Annotated in this window: 15 protein-coding genes, 1 pseudogene and 1 riboswitch; of the genes and pseudogenes, 10 read left to right on the forward strand and 6 right to left on the reverse strand. The window is 51.7% G+C overall.

What is annotated here, in order from left to right:
- The first annotated feature begins 324 nt into the window (after positions 1-324).
- The 4 genes from HQN87_RS32950 to HQN87_RS07425 all read left to right on the forward strand — a co-directional run bounded on the left by HQN87_RS32950 (position 325) and on the right by HQN87_RS07425 (position 6,266).
- On the forward strand, positions 325-1,956 hold the full coding sequence (locus HQN87_RS32950) for a helix-turn-helix domain-containing protein (protein WP_173129984.1): 1,632 nt from the start codon (positions 325-327) through the stop codon (positions 1,954-1,956).
- 45 nt (positions 1,957-2,001) lie between these two features.
- Positions 2,002-2,529 (forward strand): phosphotransferase-like protein, encoded by a 528-nt coding sequence (locus HQN87_RS07415; RefSeq protein WP_173129987.1) that lies wholly within the window; start codon positions 2,002-2,004, stop codon positions 2,527-2,529.
- 340 nt (positions 2,530-2,869) lie between these two features.
- Positions 2,870-3,862, forward strand: coding sequence for a LacI family DNA-binding transcriptional regulator (locus tag HQN87_RS07420; RefSeq protein ID WP_173129990.1), 993 nt, complete (start codon positions 2,870-2,872; stop codon positions 3,860-3,862).
- 109 nt (positions 3,863-3,971) lie between these two features.
- Complete coding sequence (locus HQN87_RS07425) at positions 3,972-6,266, forward strand: alpha-galactosidase (RefSeq protein ID WP_173129992.1); 2,295 nt, start codon at positions 3,972-3,974, stop codon at positions 6,264-6,266.
- Between the two features lie 139 nt (positions 6,267-6,405).
- Here HQN87_RS07425 and HQN87_RS07430 read toward each other — a convergent pair whose 3' ends face one another.
- Both HQN87_RS07430 and HQN87_RS07435 read right to left on the reverse strand, forming a co-directional pair.
- Positions 6,406-7,824 carry a flotillin family protein gene (locus tag HQN87_RS07430; protein WP_173129994.1) on the reverse strand — a complete coding sequence of 473 codons (1,419 nt, stop codon included), beginning with the start codon at positions 7,822-7,824 and terminating at the stop codon, positions 6,406-6,408.
- 18 nt (positions 7,825-7,842) lie between these two features.
- The gene (locus HQN87_RS07435; RefSeq protein ID WP_173129997.1) at positions 7,843-8,397 is read right to left on the reverse strand and encodes an NfeD family membrane protein; all 555 of its coding nucleotides are present in this window, start codon (positions 8,395-8,397) and stop codon (positions 7,843-7,845) included.
- Positions 8,398-8,993: 596 nt separating this feature from the next.
- A riboswitch (cyclic di-AMP (ydaO/yuaA leader) is annotated at positions 8,994-9,186 on the reverse strand.
- Between the two features lie 330 nt (positions 9,187-9,516).
- On the opposite strand from HQN87_RS07435, the gene HQN87_RS07440 reads away from it, so the two are divergent.
- From HQN87_RS07440 to HQN87_RS07450, 3 genes are all read left to right on the forward strand, one after another.
- Positions 9,517-10,134 carry a TetR/AcrR family transcriptional regulator gene (locus HQN87_RS07440; protein WP_173129999.1) on the forward strand — a complete coding sequence of 206 codons (618 nt, stop codon included), beginning with the start codon at positions 9,517-9,519 and terminating at the stop codon, positions 10,132-10,134.
- 29 nt (positions 10,135-10,163) lie between these two features.
- Complete coding sequence (locus HQN87_RS07445; RefSeq protein WP_173130001.1) at positions 10,164-12,644, forward strand: MMPL family transporter; 2,481 nt, start codon at positions 10,164-10,166, stop codon at positions 12,642-12,644.
- Positions 12,645-12,787: 143 nt separating this feature from the next.
- A complete protein-coding gene (locus tag HQN87_RS07450; protein WP_173130003.1) occupies positions 12,788-13,264 on the forward strand; it encodes a GNAT family N-acetyltransferase in 477 nt (158 codons plus the stop codon).
- On the opposite strand, the gene HQN87_RS07455 is transcribed toward HQN87_RS07450, so the two are convergent.
- Positions 13,251-13,397 carry a hypothetical protein gene (locus tag HQN87_RS07455; protein WP_173130006.1) on the reverse strand — a complete coding sequence of 49 codons (147 nt, stop codon included), beginning with the start codon at positions 13,395-13,397 and terminating at the stop codon, positions 13,251-13,253. The two genes, HQN87_RS07450 and HQN87_RS07455, sit on opposite strands and share 14 nt — an antisense overlap.
- Before the next feature lie 155 nt (positions 13,398-13,552).
- Positions 13,553-13,714, reverse strand: coding sequence for a hypothetical protein (locus HQN87_RS07460; RefSeq protein WP_173130009.1), 162 nt, complete (start codon positions 13,712-13,714; stop codon positions 13,553-13,555).
- On the opposite strand from HQN87_RS07460, the pseudogene HQN87_RS33190 reads away from it, so the two are divergent.
- The 3 genes and pseudogenes from HQN87_RS33190 to HQN87_RS07470 form a co-directional block, all read left to right on the forward strand.
- Positions 13,701-13,984 (forward strand): annotated as a pseudogene (locus HQN87_RS33190) (hypothetical protein); the annotation flags it as partial. The gene HQN87_RS07460 and the pseudogene HQN87_RS33190 overlap by 14 nt on opposite strands.
- 424 nt (positions 13,985-14,408) lie before the next feature.
- Positions 14,409-15,026 carry a hypothetical protein gene (locus HQN87_RS07465; protein WP_173130011.1) on the forward strand — a complete coding sequence of 206 codons (618 nt, stop codon included), beginning with the start codon at positions 14,409-14,411 and terminating at the stop codon, positions 15,024-15,026.
- Between the two features lie 83 nt (positions 15,027-15,109).
- Positions 15,110-16,084 (forward strand): hypothetical protein, encoded by a 975-nt coding sequence (locus HQN87_RS07470; protein WP_173130012.1) that lies wholly within the window; start codon positions 15,110-15,112, stop codon positions 16,082-16,084.
- An 894-nt stretch (positions 16,085-16,978) separates the two neighbouring features.
- Here the strand turns inward: HQN87_RS07470 and cls are convergent.
- Together cls and HQN87_RS07480 are read right to left on the reverse strand one after the other, a co-directional pair.
- Positions 16,979-18,421 carry a cardiolipin synthase gene (gene cls / locus HQN87_RS07475; RefSeq protein ID WP_173130014.1) on the reverse strand — a complete coding sequence of 481 codons (1,443 nt, stop codon included), beginning with the start codon at positions 18,419-18,421 and terminating at the stop codon, positions 16,979-16,981.
- 33 nt (positions 18,422-18,454) lie between these two features.
- Complete coding sequence (locus HQN87_RS07480; RefSeq protein WP_173130016.1) at positions 18,455-18,826, reverse strand: winged helix-turn-helix transcriptional regulator; 372 nt, start codon at positions 18,824-18,826, stop codon at positions 18,455-18,457.
- Positions 18,827-18,876: the final 50 nt, after the last annotated feature.

Genomic DNA, 18,876 nt, shown 5'->3' on the forward strand with positions numbered 1-18,876 from the left:
TTTTTCGATTACATTCGGCCCGTTACCGCCGCAGTGGTGCATTGTATTCGGTTTTTCGATTACATTCGGCCCGTTACCGCCGCAGTGGTGCAATGTGTTCGGTTTTTCGATTACATTCGGCCCGTTACCGCCGCGGCGGTGCATTGTGTTCGGTTTTTCGCTTACATTCGGCCCATTACCGCCGCATTGGTGCATTGTGTTCGGTTTTTCGCTTACATTTGGCCCGTTACAGCCGCAGTGGTGCATTGTATTCGCAGGTAATGTTTCAGCGGGTGCGCAATTTAGCAGGATATTACAGCAATCTGAGCAAGGATGTGATGAACGGTGATCAAATTATTAATCGCAGATGACGAGGCTCTGGTCTGTATCGGACTGCAGTCCATGCTGAAGTGGGAGCAATTCAACATAGAGATTGTCGGCATCGCCCACAACGGTGCGCAGGAGGAAGAGATGATCGACACCCTCCGCCCGGACATTGTCATCAGCGATATCAAAATGCCGATTAAAAGCGGCCTGGAGGTCGCCGGTTCGGTCCGGCAAAAATACGGCCGGCTCCCGCTGTTCATCATGCTGACCAGCTATGAAGAATTCCAGTATGCGCGCGGAGCGATTGAGGTCCAGGCTTCGGATTACCTGGTGAAGCTGGAGCTGACCCCGGAGGCGCTGGCGGAGTCGATCCGCAGAGCGACGGCAACCCTGGAGGCCTACCAATCCATCGACAGCTATCCGAAGCTCGTTCACCGCGGAAATCTTCAGGCCCAGCGCGATAAATTCTTCATCCGCCTGTTCAACAATCTGTTCGAGAACAAAAACCAGTATCTTCTGCAAAAGGAAGATCTGGAGGTGGAGCTGTCCGAACCGGCCTATCTGGTCTGTACCTGCCGCATTCTCGGACCGGATACGGTCCCGCCGCGCGGCGATAAGCTGGTCGCCTTATGCTCAAGCACCGTACAGATGGCGAAGGATACCCTCTCATCCATCAGTGCCTGCTATGTAACCAGTCTGGATCTGCGCAACTTCGCGCTGGCCCTGCCTGTCCCGGGCACTGATCCGCAGCTCTGGATGGAGGATATCCAGAAGCTGCTGGCGGATATGGCCTCCGTGCTGCACAACTATTTCAATGTGACAATCATCGGGGCCATCGGCTTCGCGGTGGAAGATCCTTATCTGCTGCGGGAGAGTTATCTCGCTGCCCGGAAGGCGCTGCCTGCCGCCGTTAGAGAGCGTTCGTTCGTCTTCTTCACAGAAGGCGAAGCCCCTCTTCAGGAGCAGCTGCTGTTTGATTTCTCCGAATCGCGTTCGGAGATCCGCCGTGCTTTTGAAGAAATGGATACCCGCGCCCTCTACACGATTATCTCCAGAATGATCGAGATCTTCGACGGACGGGCCGACCTGCTGGTTCCCGCCACCGATGCTGCCTGCAACATTCTGTATATGGCGACCTCTCTGCTCGCGGACGGGGAGAACATTGTGGAGCAGATCTTCGAGCATGAACCGGAGGGCTACCGGGCCATCTATCAGATGCATACCATCGAAGAGATCACCGGCTGGCTGATCCAGTTCCGGGACGGCTGTGCGGATATTCTCTCGACCCGCAGACAGAGCTACAAGGAACAGGTCGTGAAGAATGTCCAGGAATATATCAAAAGAAACCTCGGCACCAAGCTCTCGCTCCATCAGGTGGCGGATGTGTTCAACTTCAGCCCCAACTACCTGAGCCATCTGTTCTCCAAGGTCGCCAAAGTGAACTATGTTGAGTATATCACAGAGATCAAAATCACCGCCGCCAAGGAAATGATGCTCCGCGGCGAAGGCCGGATCTACGAAATCTCGCAGAAGCTGGGCTACGAGAGCGCCTTTTATTTCAGTAAGGTATTCAAGAAGGTCACCGGGCTCTCTCCCCGGGACTACATGCAGCAGATCGAAGCGGATACGGGGAATGTGCGGGGGACATGAGTTGGTGGATGGGGAGAGTTTTATAATGAAAGGGAGTATATACAGATGAACAAAGGGCAAATCGTATTTCTAAACGGAGTTACCAGCTCCGGCAAAACTTCCATAGTAGATGCTATACAGTCGAGATCGCCAGAATTCTTTTATGTGGTAGCCAATGATCTGTTCGAAGAAACGATCGGAGAACGTTACTTGCGTGAAGATTACTGGAAGTATCTTAGTGAAGCTATTATCATGATGTATCATACAGCCAGATTATTCTCTGATCATGGCAAGCATGTGCTAATTGATGGCATCCTTGTGGAGAGACCCGGGCTTGCGCCCCATTATGAACAAGTGCAAAGTATTTTTGCCGGATACCCGTTAACCATGGTTGAAGTGTTCTGTCCCTTGGAGGTTTGCCGCCAGCGCAATCTTGCCCGTGAACACAGAGGCGAAGGCCAGTCGGAGGAGCAGCATAAGCTGATGGCCCGTAACATCGAGTATGGCTTCAAGGTGAACACGCATGAGAACACCTCTGAAGAGTGCGCGGATCTGATTGTGGGGCATTTATTCGGTGAGCGTAGCTTAGAATGATATGGATCAGGGTGACGTTACCTGCTCGGAAAAGCGGACAAGGCTGCCTGCATAGGCAGCCTCTTTTTAATTGCATATAAACTGGATAACGGGCTGTGGCAACTACCGGACTCAGATGACGCTATAACGCCAAAAAACCAACTTTCCTTGTGTATTGTGGACTCAGGGGCCCTTATGTCAGCAGATTAGCCACATGTAGGGGTTCCCCTCACCACCTTCATAAAAAGGTGGCACATTTTAATGTAAGCGCTCCTCAAAATCTGCTTGAAAGAACCCTAAAGTGATGGTAGGATGAAGACGAAGATTTAGTAAATTTATTAACTAAAAAGGCGTGAGCAGCTTGGCAACGATTAAAGACATCGCCCGTGAGGCCGGCGTATCGGCCGCAACCGTATCGAGAGTGCTAAATAATGACCTGTCTCTGGCAGTCAGTGAGGAGACACGCAGCCGGGTGTTCGCCGTGGCCGGGCAGCTTGGCTACAAGCCCTCCCGGGTGAGACAGCTTAAGCGGGAGACGGAGCTAGGCAGCAAGACGATCTCTCTCCTGCTCTGGTGTACCGCCGAAGAGGAACGGGACGACCCTTATTACGGCTCGATCCGGCGCGGTGTAGAGCTGCGCTGTGAGGAGCTCGGCATCCGCCTCGGCCAGACGCTGCGCGGGCGCACCGCGTTCGCCCCGCTCCGTGCCGGTGATGGTCTTATCGTCGTAGGCGGCGGCTTCCATCCGGGGGAGCTGGAGAAGCTGCATTCAGACCGCACCACCACCGTGCTTGTCGATCAATACACGGAGCGCCCGGAGTATGACTCCGTGCGGACGCATTTCCGGCAAGCCGTTGATCAGGCGCTGGGCCACCTGCTTGAGCTGGGCCACCGCGATATCGCCTTCATCGGCGGCGGCAGCGAAGGAGAACGCCGGAGGCATCATTTCGCCCGCATCATGCAGAGCCAGGGCTGTTACGATCCCGCACTGATCCGTACGGGAAGCTGGACCAGTGCTGACGGATACCGGATGATGAGCGAGCTGCTGTCAGGCGTAAGGCGGCCCACGGCCTGCTTCGCGGCCAGTGATCCGCTGGCGGTCGGTGCCCTGCGCGCCCTGCATGACCACGGCGTAGAGGTGCCTGCCGGGATGGCCATCATCGGCTTCGATGATATCGAGATGGCCGCCTACGTGCAGCCCCCGTTGACTACCGTCCGCGCTTATCCCGAGCAGATGGGCAAAGCTGCGGTCCAGCTGCTCGCCGAGCGGTTCGAAGGGCGCGAGGCCCCGTCGCATACGATCATCGGCACGAAGCTGATTGTCCGGGAGACCAGCGGCGGGACAGCGAAGTAACAGAAAGCCCGGTACACACAGAAATCATGTAATGCGTACCACCGGTACAGAAGATTCAGACGGTCCAGGCATCCGGGCCGTATCTCACTTCACAAGGAGAGTTATGAATATGAACATTTATGCAGACGAATCGCTGGGGCTGTTCCACCTTCAGTCCAAAGACACCAGCTACATTATCCAACTGATCGAAGGTTATCCTGCCCATGTCTACTGGGGCGCCAGACTCCGGCATGATAACAGCCTGGCCGGGGCACTTGAGCTGCGCGAACGTGCCTCCTTCTCGCCAACCCCGGTGCTGGCGAAGCCTTCCCTCTCGCTGGATGCCCTGCCCCAGGAGTATCCGCAGTACGGGACGAGCGATTTCCGGCGCCCGGCTTATCAGGTTCAGCTTGCTGACGGCACACGGATCTCTGAACTCCAATATGCAGGTTATGTAATCACACCCGGCAAGCCGGCGCTTGAGGGACTGCCAGCAGTCTACGCGGAGAGTGAAGCAGAAGCACAGACACTGGAGCTTACTCTGAAGGATGACTACGCCGGTCTGACGGTCAGACTGCTCTATACGGTGTTCGCTGACCATAACGCGGTTACCCGTTCCGTCCGCTTCGAGCATCACGGTCAAGCGCCGCTGCGGCTGGAGCAGGCCCTTAGCGCATCGGTCGATTTCGCCGATTCCTCCTATGACAGCCTGCACCTGAGCGGCGCATGGGCCAGAGAACGTCATGTTCAGCGCCGTCCGCTTACTCCGGGTGCTGCCTTGTCACTCGAGAGCCGCCGTGGCTCAAGCAGCCATCAGACCCATCCGTTCCTGGCGCTGCTCCGCTCTGGTGCAGATGAAGACCAGGGCGATGTGTATGGCTTCAGCCTCGTCTACAGCGGCAGCTTCAGCGCTACTGCCGAGGTGGAGCAGTTCGGGCAGACCCGGGTAAGCATCGGGATTAATCCGTTCGACTTCTCCTGGCTGCTGGAGCCGGGAGAGTCCTTCCAGACCCCGGAAGCCGTGCTCGTCTATTCCAGCGAAGGCATTGGCGGAATGTCGCGCACCTATCACCGGCTGTACCGGACCCGTCTGTGCCGCGGTGTTCACCGTGACCAGGCCCGGCCGATTCTGGTCAACAACTGGGAGGCGACCTACTTCAATTTCAACGCGGACACCATTGCGACCATCGCCAAGGAAGCAGGTCCGCTCGGTATTGAGCTCTTTGTCCTCGACGATGGCTGGTTCGGCAGACGCGACAAGGATAACAGCTCGCTGGGCGACTGGTTCGAGGACCGCCGCAAGCTGCCTGAAGGTCTGGCTGATCTGGCAGGCCGGGTCAATCACGAAGGCCTTAAGTTTGGATTATGGGTTGAACCGGAGATGGTCTCGCCGGACAGTGAGCTGTACCGCAAGCACCCGGACTGGTGCCTTCATGCCGAAGGACGGCGCCGGACGGAAGGCCGTAACCAGCTTATCCTGGACCTCTCCCGTCCCGAAGTCTGCGACTATCTGTATGAGACCTTGAGCACCGTCTTCTCTAGCGCACCGATAAGCTACGTCAAGTGGGACATGAACCGCAATATGACGGAGATTGCATCAGCCGCAGCCAGCCCTGAGCGGCAAAAAGAAACCGCCCACCGCTATATGCTGGGTCTGTATGATCTCCTGGAGCGCCTGACCTCGCGCTTCCCTGACATTCTGTTCGAGAGCTGCTCCGGCGGCGGCGGCCGGTTCGATCCGGGCATGCTGTTCTACATGCCGCAGACCTGGACCAGTGACAACACCGATGCGGTTGAACGTCTGGCTATTCAATACGGTACCAGTATTGTCTATCCGGCCAGCAGCATGGGCGCCCATGTGTCCGCTGTTCCGAATCATCAGGTGGACCGTATCACCTCCCTTGCTATGCGCGGCGATGTGGCAATGAGCGGTAACTTCGGCTATGAGCTGGACCTTACGAAGTTCACTGAAGCAGAGAAGAATCTGGCGGCCCGGCAGATTGCCCAGTACAAAGAGATCCGCACCCTGGTGCAGCAGGGGGACATGTACCGCCTGCTGAGTCCGTTCGAGGGCAGCGGTGAAACGGCCTGGATGTTTGTCAGCGAGGACAAGACGGAAGCCTTCGTCGCCTACTTCCGGGTACTCGCCATCCCTAATCCGCCCATCTCGCGTCTTACGCTCAAGGGACTGAACCCTGAGCTGGATTATGTAATTGAGACCGGGGCTGCCGGTAGCAGCGAGCATCTCCACGGCGGTGCAGGGGCTTCTGCGACAGCAGAGGGCGACAGCGCCGCTCCGTTCCGGGCCGCCTTTGGCGGCACACCGCTCGGCGGCGACCGCCTGATGCGAATCGGCCTGGTGGTCTCCGACCTGCGCGGCGATTACGCAAGCTGCACCTATCGCCTGAGAGCGGTACAACGCTAATCCCAGACTGAATTATCCCCCTGTCCGGGGATCAATCCTACCGAACCATGAAAAAGAGACTGTCCTTGTAATCTAAAGGACGGTCTCTTTGTGGTGTCAAACTCCACCTAACGGTAAATTATGCTGATGCTTACCGGGATTACTCTTGATCCCGGCCGAGCAGCCCGCCAAGCGCCTCAGTCACGTTCATGCCGGTAAGCGTCTTGGTCAACTCGGGAACCTGGGCCATGATTTTGGCGATGTCCCCGGTAATTTTGTTCACGCCGGAGGAAGTGCCGTCCTGGGAGATGACAGTAATCTTGTCTACCTTGGCGAGCGGAGCAGCAATTTTGTCAGCCAGCTCCGGCAGAATCTTCAGGAATTCCACAGTCAACGCGGCTTGTGTGAACTGTTTGTACGCTTCCGCCTTCTTCTGTAATGCCCCCGCTTCCGCCGCTCCGGCGAGCTGGACGATTTCCGCATTCGCCTTCCCTTTGGCCAGCTCTGCTTCTGCTGTGGCCAGTCCGCGCTTGGTCGTTGTAGCCGCTTCTGCCTCCGCCTCAAGAATCTGCCGCTGCTTGGCGGCTTCCGCTCTCATAACCGTAGCCTGATTCTCCGCCTGGGCAGGCTTGATCACCGTCGCCTCCAGCTCCCTCTGTCTCAGCTCCACTTCAATCTCGCGGACCGTCCGGTTGGCCTCTGCTTCCATCTGTGTGATTTTGACCTGTTCCGTAACCAGCGACTGCTTGATCTTATTCTGCTGCAGTTCGTAGGCCAGATCCGCCTGTGCCTTCTTCACCTCTGTCTCCAGCTTGAAATCAGCCTGCTTAATGTTCAGCTCCTTCTCGAACAGGGATTCCTTCGCACGGGCGGCAGTCCCCGCTTCAATCGTCGCCTGATGCGCATTGGCTTTGGCAATGGATGATTCCTTCTCCGCCTCGGCCTGCTTGATCTGAATGTCGCGTTCGGCTTCCGCCTTGGCAATGCTGGCATCGCGGCGGATACGCTCAATCTCCGGAACCCCCATATTGTCGATATATCCTTTGTCGTCCGTAATTTTCTTGATGGTGAAGCTGACGACCTCAAGCCCCATCTTGTCGAGATCCTCCGAGCAGGTCTCCCGCATCTTGCTGTTGATTTCGTCAGGGGTCTTCAGAATCGACTCTACGGTGAGCTGTCCGATCAGGCCGCGCAGATGACCTTCCACCGAATGCAGGATAATGGTCTCGCGGTCTTCTTCCGGCCGGTCAATGAACTGTTCACTGGCGGTCAAAATAGCCGTTGGATCGCTTTTAATCTTAATCTGGGCTACCGCCTCCAGGTTAAGCTTGATGCCCTGACGGGAGAACATGGCCTGCGCCGGGATCACATCGAAGCTCATCAGCATCATGGAGATGGTCTTATTATTCTGGAAGCCGGGGATAACGAACGTTCCGCCGCCCTGCACAACTCTTTTTCCGCCGAGGCCATATACGATCATTGCCTGATTGGGCGGAACCTTTTTATAAGCGGTCACGATACTGGATAAAGCCAGCAGAATTACAACAACGATAGCTCCAATTACATACAGAATAACCATCTGGTCCGACACTCCCCGTTAATTTTGTCCGATTTCCCTCTCAAAAAGGGTTACTGCTGCGATTCCCTTATCCGCCCTCACAATAATCACCCTGTCGCCCCGCATTAGCTGCTGGCCCGCTTCAGCCCGCACGCCAATCGAGCGCATGGTCCCGTGCAGCACATATTTCATCTCCCCCACTGCCCCGTCCTCTGCGGCGACACTGATGTACCCAAGCTGGCCTGCCGGTTCGTAATCCAGTTCACTCATGCTGCTGTCATACCGGGTCATTACCCGGGCCAGCACCGTGTAGAGCAGGATACCGGGCAGCAGGGCAACCAAAGTGCAGATCAGCACCACTGCAAGCAGCTGCATTCCGCTGAACCGGGTAAGCACGTACCCCGTGCCGCCCCAGACTGTAACAAATACCATCAGCGGGAGGATGGGCAGGAATCCAGGTCCCCCGCTGTCACCGCCGCCCGTATGCAGATGACCCGCCAGGCCGTGACCATGAATGCTGCCGCTGAGGAGGAGCAGGAGTCCGACCCAGAAGCAGACGATGAATACAGTAGCGATAACAATCCCTTCTTTCATGCCTTTCATTTCCGATTGAATACAGATTGAACAAATTAGTTAATTTACGTTGTTATACGATTTATCTTCCCTCTTATAGGTGAGACCCTCTTGCTGTCCTGCAAGGATAGCAAGTTGAAGCGGATGGAGCTGTGCTGGCTGCACAGCATCTCAGACTGCTTACTGCTTACAGATCAGCATCCGCTGAATTGAGGTGCACTTCTGCTCCTCCTTCTTGCCTCCTGCCCGCTTTCGGCGGATTGAGGTGCACTTTTGCTCCTCCTTCTCACCTCCCGCCCAATTTCGGCGGATTGAGGTGCACTTCTGCTCCTCCTTCTCTCCTCTCGCCCAATTTCGGCGGATTGAGGTGCACTTCTGCTCCTCCTCCTCGCCTCCCGCCCGCTTTCGGCGGAATGAGGTGCACTTCTGCTCCTCCTTCTTGCCTCTCGCCCTCTTTCGGCGGATTGAGGTGCACTTCTGCTCCTCCTTCTTGCCTCTCGCCCGCTTCCGGCGGAATGAGGTGCACTTCTGCTCCCCACAATGATCATCGTTTCACGGACAGCAAAAAGACCACAGCAGCAGGGCTCTCCGTGGTCGGTTATTCGATCATGGCGCTCATCCTCTCTCTTCGAGGCTTACGGGGTTAGCTGACGGATTCGGGCAGCGAGATTGCCCTACCTTGCCGCAATGCCATAATTGCACGCGGCAAGGATTCACCCCGGGTGTGAGGCAGCGATTTTGAGCAAAAGAATAGCCGCCTTCACCAGTTGGGTCCCCCGTTCCCGTTACGGAATTCAGCCGTTCAAGAACAGTGTCATTTCATTCGGTTGTTGATTGAATCTTACGCCTGCAGCCATTTAATGTAAAACCCGGCGGTTGACAACAGAAGCCAAAAATACCGTCCCTTCACGAATGAAGGCGTATTCTTCGCTGGCGCTCTTAAGCGGCCGGTGATTTGCTCGTTTTTGCTCGTTTTTCCATAACCGGTATTCTTGATCCCTTATCCCAATATATTAAATTTGAATTATTCACATTACAGACACTAATTGCTCATTGTGCATTCTTTCCCTTTGGGCAATAATATAGTCTATAGGTCATATTCAGCCATTCACTTCATATAGAAAGGAGGAAACTGGAAACTTGAACTCCAAACTGAATCTGCGGGACAAAAAAAAGGAAGCCACCGCCTACGCCTTGGCCGTAGCCGCCTTCGAGCTTGCCCTTGTGCATGGAATGGATGGCTTCATCGTTGACGATGTGGTCCGGAAGGCCGGATACTCCCGGCGGACCTTTGCCAATTACTTCTCCTGCAAGGAGGAAGCCGTGGCGTCCTATTTCATTAGCAGTGCTACGAAGGAGGACGATAAAAGTCTGCTTGCCGGGTTGCCGCCGGATGCTACACCGCTCGACGCCCTGTACAATCTGCTCAAGCTGCAATTCACCTCTGAGTTCCTGCATAAATTGCGGCAGTTCGTATCGCTTGCGAATCAGTATCCGTCCCTGGAGCCTTATATTCTCAGCGTATTCCGCCGTCTGCAGATCGCAGCACAGGAAGTGCTTGAGCAATTCTCCCATGGGCGTTATTCCGACGGGTATACCCATCTGCTTGCCGGTGCTGTCTATGGAGCCTTCGTGCCCATAATGGACGGACGGCTTAATGTTATGCTGCCGGGTGAACAGCAGAGTGAAGGCTCCGGAGCTATGCCGTTTGATCAATATTTGAATTCCATGTTTGCTTACTTACGCAACGGCTTCTAAATTCACAGATAAAGAGGAGAAACCATTTCATGTCTACCTTTCTATACCGCTTAGGGAAATCGGCTTATTCCAAGCCCTGGTATTTCATCGCAGCCTGGATCATCGTACTCGGTGTTATAGGCACCCTGATTGGAGTTAACGGCATTCAGTCCAGCTCCGAGATGAAAATTGAAGGCACAGAGTCGCAAAAAGTGCTGGATAAGCTGACTAAGGAGCTGCCCGCTGCTGCCGGCGGCCAGGCAAGCATCGCCTTCACTGCACCTGACGGAGAACGTCTGGATACGCCTGAACGCACAGCGCTGCTCCTGAAAGCCATTAATGATGTCTACAACATGGAGTATGTAATCAACCCTGTGGAGCTGGCTGCCCAAGCTGCCGCCGCCGCAGGCCAAGCCGCTGCCGCTGATCCTTCTGCCGCCGCAGGCCAAGCCGCTGCCGCTGATCCTTCTGCCGCCGCAGGACAGGCCGCTGCCGCTGATCCTTCCGTCGCCGCAGGCCAAACCGCTGCCGCTGATCCTTCTGCCGCCGCAGGCCAACCCGCTGCCGCTGATCCTTCTGCTGCCGCAGGCCAGGCTGCTGCCGCTGACCCTTCTGCCGCCGCGGGCCAGGGCCAGGCGGCCCCGTTCGGCCCGCTGATGGCTGACGGCGCTCCGGTTCCCGGCGTGATGCTGTCGGCTGACGGTAATATTGCCTTGTTCCAGTTCCAGTTCACCGTGCAGCAGACCTCGCTGCCTTCGTCCGTACCGGACAACATTATTGAATCCGTGACCGAAGTTGAACAGTCCGGCTCAGGGATCACTGCCATTCCAAGCGACTCGTTAAAAACCATCCCGGCCATCGGTTCCACTGAAGCTATCGGTGTTGCTGTTGCTGCCGTCGTCTTGTTCATGACGCTTGGCTCGGTGGTTGCTGCCGGTCTGCCGCTGCTTACCGCACTCCTTGGGGTCGGCATCAGCGTCGGAGGTGCGTTTGCCCTCGGCAGTCTGATCCAGATGAACGACATTACACCGGTTCTGGCCGTTATGATCGGCCTTGCTGTAGGGATTGACTACTCGCTGTTCATTGTTAACCGGCAGCGCCGTCTGATCCTTGATGAGAAATTAAGTGCAGCAGAAGCGTCCAGCCGGGCACTCGGCACCGCCGGCAGCGCCGTATTCTTCGCCGGTCTGACCGTAATTATCGCCCTGTGCGGTATGCTTGTCATTGGCATCGGCTTCTTATCGACTATGGCACTTGTGGCTGCAGCCAGTGTTCTGGTCAACGTACTGCTGGCACTGTCCCTGCTGCCTGCGCTGCTTGGTCTGGTCGGTGAACGTATCGTAACTGCCAAAGCCCGGACGAAGAACACCGCTGCCGGTACCAAAGCGCAGCACAGCTTCTCGCACCGCTGGGCTAATGCCACAGTGAAATTCCGCTGGGCCATTATTGTTCTGGTCGTGCTGGTGCTTGGAACAGCCGCCATTCCGGTGACCAAGATGGAGCTGGGTATTCCATCCGGCGCCTCGGCGAACCTCGATACTCCGGCCCGCCAGAGCTATGATGTGATCTCCAAGGGCTTCGGCGAAGGCTTCAACGGCCCGCTCCTGCTGGTAGCAGAGCCGAAGAATCCGTCTGATACCCTCTCGATGCAAGTCGTAGGCAAGCTGGTTCAGGAACTGCAAATGCATGATAACGTTACGCTGGTATCCCCGCTGGGTGTAAATGCCACCGGCAAACTCGCCATCATCAGCCTCATTCCCAAAACAGGTCCTACAGACACTGCAACAAGAGAGCTGGTGCATGAACTGCGTGATCCGGCGTCCAGTCTGGCCTCCGGCAATAACATTAATCTTGGCGTGACGGGCTTCACCGCTATCAACATTGATATGTCCTCCAAGCTGTCCGATGCGTTCCCTGTATACATCGGCATCATTGTCATTCTGTCGCTGATCATTCTGCTGCTGGTGTTCCGGTCCATTATCGTTCCTATTAAAGCGACCATCGGCTTCGTACTAAGTATTATTGCCACCTTCGGCGTAACTACAGCCGTCTATCAATGGGGCTGGCTGCACTCCCTGTTCGGCTTCGATACCGGCGGGCCGCTGCTCAGCTTCATGCCGATCCTGGTCACCGGTATCCTGTACGGGCTGGCAATGGATTATCAGGTCTTCCTGGTCAGCTCCATGCGTGAGGCTTATGTCCATGGCCGCCATGGCAAGGATAGTGTCATTCACGGCTACGATCTGGCCAGCCGGGTTGTCCTTGCCGCAGGCATTATCATGGTCTCCGTCTTCGCCGGCTTCATCTTCGCCCCTGATGCGATGATTAAACAGATCGGCTTCGCGCTGGCCTTCGGTATCCTGATTGATGCCTTCATCATCCGGATGACGCTCGTTCCGGCCGTCATGGCCGTCTTCGGCGACAAAGCCTGGTGGCTGCCGAAATGGCTGGACCGCCTGCTGCCGAATCTCGATGTTGAAGGCGATAAGCTGATCGCCAAGCTGAATGCTGAGAGTGGACAAAACAAGTAGAAACGGCTTTGCCGTCCTAGTAAGGACGGTACCGTTTCAGCGAGAAATAGAAGGTTAAATTAAATAGAGCCTGCGGCATCGTCCGCAGGCTCTATTTTGATATAATGGCTATAATTGAATTCAGATACTAAGGAGGCATACCTATGAACATCATAGAACTCGACCTTGCTCAGAATCAGCAGGAAATCTCCAGGCTCCTGGAGGAACACAGCCGCCGAATGGACAGCAGCATTCCGCCTTATCAACGTGAGGTAATCTCCCTCGCCGCTTACGAGAACGGCATCTTCGTTGGCGGCATTACCGGGGAACTGGTCTGGAATATCCTGAATGTGCATTTGCTGGCCGTTGACCCCAGATACAGGGGGCATGGACTCGGTGGAACTCTGCTGAAGGAGCTGGAAGCCAGAGCAGCGGGGCGCGGCTGTAAAGTTAGCGAATTGACCACGATGAGCTGGCAGGCACCGCATTTTTATCAGAAGCAGGGGTATGAGATCTTCGGTGAAATCAAGGATTGTCCGAATGAAGGCCAGACGAAATATTATCTCCAGAAACAACTGAAGCCCGGCTCCCCCTCTAAGGAGGTCCCGGCGCTTCGCACTATTCCGTTCAAACTACACTGAAAATAACATGCTTCCCGGCAGCCGCTGCCCTCCTATAATAGTCCAAAAGTCCGGTAAACTGACTCTTCACCTGCTGCCTCAACGCCTCATTAATGTCACCCAGCTCCAGCTTGTCCAGGTCCACCTGCTGCATCGCCGCAATAATATCTTCCAGTTCATCCTGCTCGGTGCAGGCGAAGAACCCGTCCTCCTCTTACACATGGACGCCGACAACAGCTTCACTTAACGGGTCCCCTTCGATAGGTTCACTGGCCGAGATTTTCCGGTAAGCGCGAGATGCAGCTCCTCTCACAGCTTATCGATATCGTAGTGTTCACTTCCGCCTTCAATCAGCTTCTCCAGCTTCTCCAGCTTCTCCAGCGTATCCATCATCTCCGCCCCGTCCATCTCCATCATCCGTTCCAGCGTATACTCATCCACCATGACATATTGACCCTTGGTGCAACGCATACGAATGACACTACTTGAAGTGTTTCAAAGCCTTCCTGCCTCGAATGAAAAAGACATTAAAGGCTCGATTATTGTACAAAAGGCTTGTGAGTTACCCGTAAAGTTTGTCTTTGTCCGCAACCGTAGTCAAAAACGTGAGTGGGAGGATTATTTTTCCACTTTACCGATGAATTCAGCAATTTGGAAAACCAGTCTGCGCTTCAGCAGCTCATAAGTTTATTTCTCGAAATGTCCCAAGCGAAAACAAAGAAAACAAAACAACTCTATTTTTAAATCACAGGAGTAGCTTCATTTTTATCCATCTATATCAGGTGTTACTGCTAAATCCAATATGGGTTAGCAGTAACAGAAGTGCCTGTAATGCAGACAGCAGCACATAGGAGTTTATTTATGAGAAAATCGATGTTCATTTCCAGTCATTCTCTCTCATATGAATGAGCAGAGGAAGAGCTTATTTCTATATGAAAAGTAATATATCAAATACACTCATAGGCATTTATCTTCAGAAGCACACTTCATGTGACAATTAATAGAAGATAAATGGAAAATGTTGTTTTAAATGAAATAATAGGCTAATATATTATTAAGGAAAATAATGGAGTTGATTGATACTAATTGCATTTATGGATTCAAAGTCGAATGCTGCTGTGTAGGCAGAATAAGTTAGTATAAATTATTAAAAGGAGGATTTATTATGAAAAAAATTAAATTATTCACATCCGCTCTTTTATGCGCTTCAATGGTTTTTCCATTTTCGGCGTATGCAAATTCTCTAACTCCTAAAGATGAGAACATTCAAATTGAAGGTAAAAAAATAGCAGATAAATATAATGTTGGTGACAAACTCTCTGAAACTGATCTGAAATTCATTCTTGATAATGGCTATTCGGTAGAAAGTAGTGCTGCTAAGTCAGAATACTCAATAGCTTCTGCAGATAGTTGGAGTATATATGGTATGAAACGAAGTGGAGATAACTCAGTAGAGGGTGAAGTTGGAGGGAGTGTTACAGTTGATGTTGGATTAATATCAGTTAATGTATATGGAAATTTGTCAGCGAATAGAGTTCATGGGGCTGTTACAAACACCACAGCTCAATACAAGTTTGTAGCATACGGTTTATTATCAACGCAGTCTCCGTATGTTGGTAAAGTTGCCGACTGGACTCAGACAGCAAGTGGTAGTACATCAGCAAGCGTAGGCATTTCAAAACTCACATACGCAAATGTTTCTGTTTATATGATGTATCCCGAAGCTGTTTTCACTCACGCTGGTGGGATACTAAATGTAACTGGAACAGCGACAAAACAATAATAATCTGAATAATTATTATATAAAGAGCTATGTCAGAACAAATTTTCTGACATAGCTACTTTATCTAACGAAGGATGAATGCTTTGGGTAGAAAAATTTTACTAGTCGCTTTAACCTTTATATTTATGCTCTTTACTTTTGCCTGTAGTTCTACAAGTCGTGATAATGGACTCGTTGAATCACTCCAAGAAACTTATTTTGAAAATGATCAAGTAGCCGGATTTTTAAACACATTTACAAATCAAATTGATATTACTACGACATACTATTCTTTTGAAATCAATCAGTTTTTTGGAAGTTTAATAAAGATAGATGAAGAAAAACTCAAGTTAATAGTGTTGTCTAAAATCTTAAACATGACAGAAGAAAAAAATCTTAGTAGGTCACTCGCAGAAGAAAAAAACACGATTTCTCTTGCAGAAGAGTTAAAGGTTCAATTTGATAGTGATTTAAAAAATAAAATTAATAATTCCTTGGAAGAGCATTTAAAAAACGAATTAAAGCAAACTCCTGAATCTGATCAAACAACGATAAATATTAATCATCAATATAAACTACAAATCCACTACAATTACTTATTCATTAATAACATATTAAATATGAAAATATCTACACCTGTTATGAATCTTATTAAAGATAATTTAATAAAAGTTGAAGATAATTTAACTCAAATAGAGCAAAAAAGTATGAAAGCCATCTATTATACTTATTTTATAAAAAAATGGTTGGAGATACCGATAAATGAGAAAGATATAATTGAAAAGCTCAATCAGTTAAAACTTGCTGACGGCAGTTATCTCTTTCTACCAGTTGATGAGCAGAAAAAAATAGAAATAAATGGTAGCGAATATGGAGATATTTTATCTACAAGTTTAGCAAATGAAGTATTGAAAGATATCAATGGAATTAATAATTCTAAGAACAAAGAGAAAACGCTAGAATATATAGATAACTATCTTAAAAAAAATAATAAGTCCAATTATGAGAACTCTACTCTATATATTAATGATTTGTATGAAGTTGTTCATTTAGCGAAGATAATGGCATATAATGAATAATATAAAAAACTTAATCGCTGAGACGGAGTGAAAACTTTGGAAATAATGTGGCCCAATCTCATATTATCTTTAATTATTTTAGGGATATTGGTGTTTTCAATCGTTAAAGCTGTCGGTGCATTATTAAGAAAGTTTAAGTTAAAAAATAATAAATAGAGTCTGAAATATGAAGTGATCTTTCCTGGTATTTCACCGGAAGATCGCTTCCCTCTTTTTAAATCAATATGTAATAATCTTAATATTTTTGGCTGTAACCTCCTCCTCATGCCTGCCAGTCCCGAAATCCTCTCCTTCCTCATGAATTTCTTTCGAATGCCCGTTGAAGAAATCCAGCACAAGTTGATTCCACAATTTTGTTGCTTCAATTGACTCAGGACAAAGCGTTTATCGTCGTTTCATACTTTGCCCAGTTGCGTATCTACTGCTTTGAAATGATCGCTGATTAAAATCCGGCAACTGTGCCCTATGAAAATAGAGTTGCTGCTATACTGTAGGTAAGATCTACAGCCGCTACATCATAACCATTTGTTTCCAGATTGTCTGTAAGCGAGGTATGCAGCAAACTGGAGGTACCGAGGCCAGAATTGATCAGGATCAACGGATAAGATCTTCTGAGCGCAGTCAGTCGGCATTAGGAATAGCCTTCGTATGAATGTAACAGTAATAATCAAGGGAGAATGATGGGATTCCCAAGGATCCGGCAAAAGCTTCCCTCTGCTTACTGCTCTTGCCTGCGGCCGGATACCAGACATAAACCATCACAGCTCTCGTGAATTCCCCGGGTCAGGTTTGAGAGGTTCAGGCATCTGCTCTCGGTGAGATGAAAAGTCTGCATTCAAACCATAGTTCATATACCCTCCCTCAATAAAATACAGCTGCCCACGCTCCACTCTTTTACAGAATAGGCGACAGCAGCCGGGAAATCCCCTCTTTCAGCTTGATCAGCAGCGAGCGCTGCGTATAGCGTTCAAGGGTAAGCTCAGAACACAGCCGGGTGTCGTTCAGGAAAATGTCCTGGAGCTGTCCGGCAATCTTCCGGTCGTACACGATGGCATTGACCTCGAAATTCAGCCGGAAGCTGCGCGAATCAATATTCATCGTCCCCACGGAGGCAACCTCCCCGTCTGCCACAATGGTCTTGGCGTGCAGGAAGCCGTTCTCGTAGAGCAGGATTCTGGCCCCGTAGTTCAGCAGATCTCCGGCATAGGCCCAAGTGGCCCAATACACGAACGGATGGTCCGGCTTGTTAGGGATCATGATCTGCAGATCCACTCCGGAGAGCAGGGCGATTTTGCAGGCATCCATGAAGCTTGTGTCCGGAATGAAGTACGGGGTCTGAATATACACGCTCTCCTTGGCCGACAAAATGAGCTTAATGTACATGTTCTTAAGGTGCTCTGTTGCCGAATTGGGGCCGCTTGTAATGATCTGAACCGGGCTTGTCCCCGTATGCGGCTCTGTGCCAAAGCTGAACTCCCCGTAATCGCCCCGCTCATGCTTCCCGGCCTGATGCCAGTCGAGGATGAATCTGCCCTGAATCTGATTGACCGCATTTCCGGTGATCCGGAGATGAGTGTCCCGCCAGTAGCCGAACTTCGGAACCTGACCCAGATATTCATTCCCCACATTGAACCCGCCGATATAGGCGGTACTGCCGTCAATAATACACAGCTTGCGGTGATTTCTGTTGTTGATCCGGAAGTTCAGCGGCTTCAGCAGAGACGGGAAGAACACTTCGACCTCTCCTCCTGCCGCACGTAATTCCCTGAAAAACCGGGGGGATATCCCCTTGGAGCCGACCTCATCGTAGAGCAGCCGCACCTTAACGCCTTCCTGCGCTTTCCGGGTTAATTCATCCCTCAGCTGCTTCCCCAGAGCGTCCGGCTGAATGATGTAATACTGAACATTGATCTCTGAACGGGCAGAGCGGATATCCTCGAACAACGCGGCGAATTTCTGATGGCCGTCACTGTAGATGACAATCTCGTTATCGCTGGATAGCAGGCCGTGCGACGAGCGGATGTTCATGTTGATGAGCTGTGTGTATTTTTGCAGGAGCTGCGACTTATCCTCCTCGCTCTCGGCAAATGCCGCCAGCTGCTTATCTGCTTCGGCCTGGACGTATTCCTGCTCTTCTATGAAGAGCTTGTAGAAATTCTTCTTTTTGAGATTACGCCCGAAAAAGATGTATAGGACAAATCCCAGAATCGGTATGAAAAACAGCACCATCAGCCAGGCCCAGGTATACCCCGCCTCCCTGCGTTCAATGAATAGAAAGCCCAGTGCCAGAATGATATTAATGAGGGTGACGACTGTGGTTAGACTTGCAAATTCCATGCTCTTTCCCCTTCCTCTGTCTCTCTCTGCTGCCTAAAAGTCCTCCAGCACCTTGGACTTGTCGCCATACACCTTGTCCAGATGCTCCTCTCCCCAGTAGCATAACAGGTCCAGCGCGGGCTTCAGTCCCCAGCCATAGGCCGTCAGCTCATACTCCACTCTGGGCGGGATTTCCTGATAAATCTGCCGCGTAATAATCTCATCCTTCTCCAGCCCTCTTAGCTGCGTGGTGAGCATTTTTTGCGTAATGCCGGGGATGAGCCGCCGCAGCTCGGAGCTGCGCTTATGTCCGGTCATGAGATGGTAGATGATTAATGGCTTCCACTTGCCGCCCATCACTTCAAGCGCTGCCTCCACTCCGACTTTGTACTTTTTGGGAACACCATTATTGTTCTGTTCAGTCATTGCTGCTGCCTCCGTTATGTAGGGAACTTCAATGTTCCTATGGAACATAC

Source organism: Paenibacillus tritici (genome assembly GCF_013204885.1).
Lineage (GTDB): Bacteria > Bacillota > Bacilli > Paenibacillales > Paenibacillaceae > Paenibacillus_AQ > Paenibacillus_AQ tritici.

What these genes read in the sequence shown, in the direction of transcription:
- HQN87_RS07415 (WP_173129987.1), top strand. Translation starts at nt 2,002, where the DNA reads ATGAACAAAGGGCAAATCGTATTTCTAAACGGAGTTACCAGCTCCGGC.
- HQN87_RS07425 (WP_173129992.1), top strand. Translation starts at nt 3,972, where the DNA reads ATGAACATTTATGCAGACGAATCGCTGGGGCTGTTCCACCTTCAGTCC.
- HQN87_RS07430 (WP_173129994.1), bottom strand. Translation starts at nt 7,824, where the DNA reads ATGGTTATTCTGTATGTAATTGGAGCTATCGTTGTTGTAATTCTGCTG.
- HQN87_RS07435 (WP_173129997.1), bottom strand. Translation starts at nt 8,397, where the DNA reads ATGAAAGAAGGGATTGTTATCGCTACTGTATTCATCGTCTGCTTCTGG.
- HQN87_RS07445 (WP_173130001.1), top strand. Translation starts at nt 10,164, where the DNA reads ATGTCTACCTTTCTATACCGCTTAGGGAAATCGGCTTATTCCAAGCCC.
- HQN87_RS07450 (WP_173130003.1), top strand. Translation starts at nt 12,788, where the DNA reads ATGAACATCATAGAACTCGACCTTGCTCAGAATCAGCAGGAAATCTCC.
- HQN87_RS07455 (WP_173130006.1), bottom strand. Translation starts at nt 13,397, where the DNA reads ATGCAGCAGGTGGACCTGGACAAGCTGGAGCTGGGTGACATTAATGAG.
- HQN87_RS07460 (WP_173130009.1), bottom strand. Translation starts at nt 13,714, where the DNA reads ATGCGTTGCACCAAGGGTCAATATGTCATGGTGGATGAGTATACGCTG.
- HQN87_RS07465 (WP_173130011.1), top strand. Translation starts at nt 14,409, where the DNA reads ATGAAAAAAATTAAATTATTCACATCCGCTCTTTTATGCGCTTCAATG.
- cls (WP_173130014.1), bottom strand. Translation starts at nt 18,421, where the DNA reads ATGGAATTTGCAAGTCTAACCACAGTCGTCACCCTCATTAATATCATT.
- HQN87_RS07480 (WP_173130016.1), bottom strand. Translation starts at nt 18,826, where the DNA reads ATGACTGAACAGAACAATAATGGTGTTCCCAAAAAGTACAAAGTCGGA.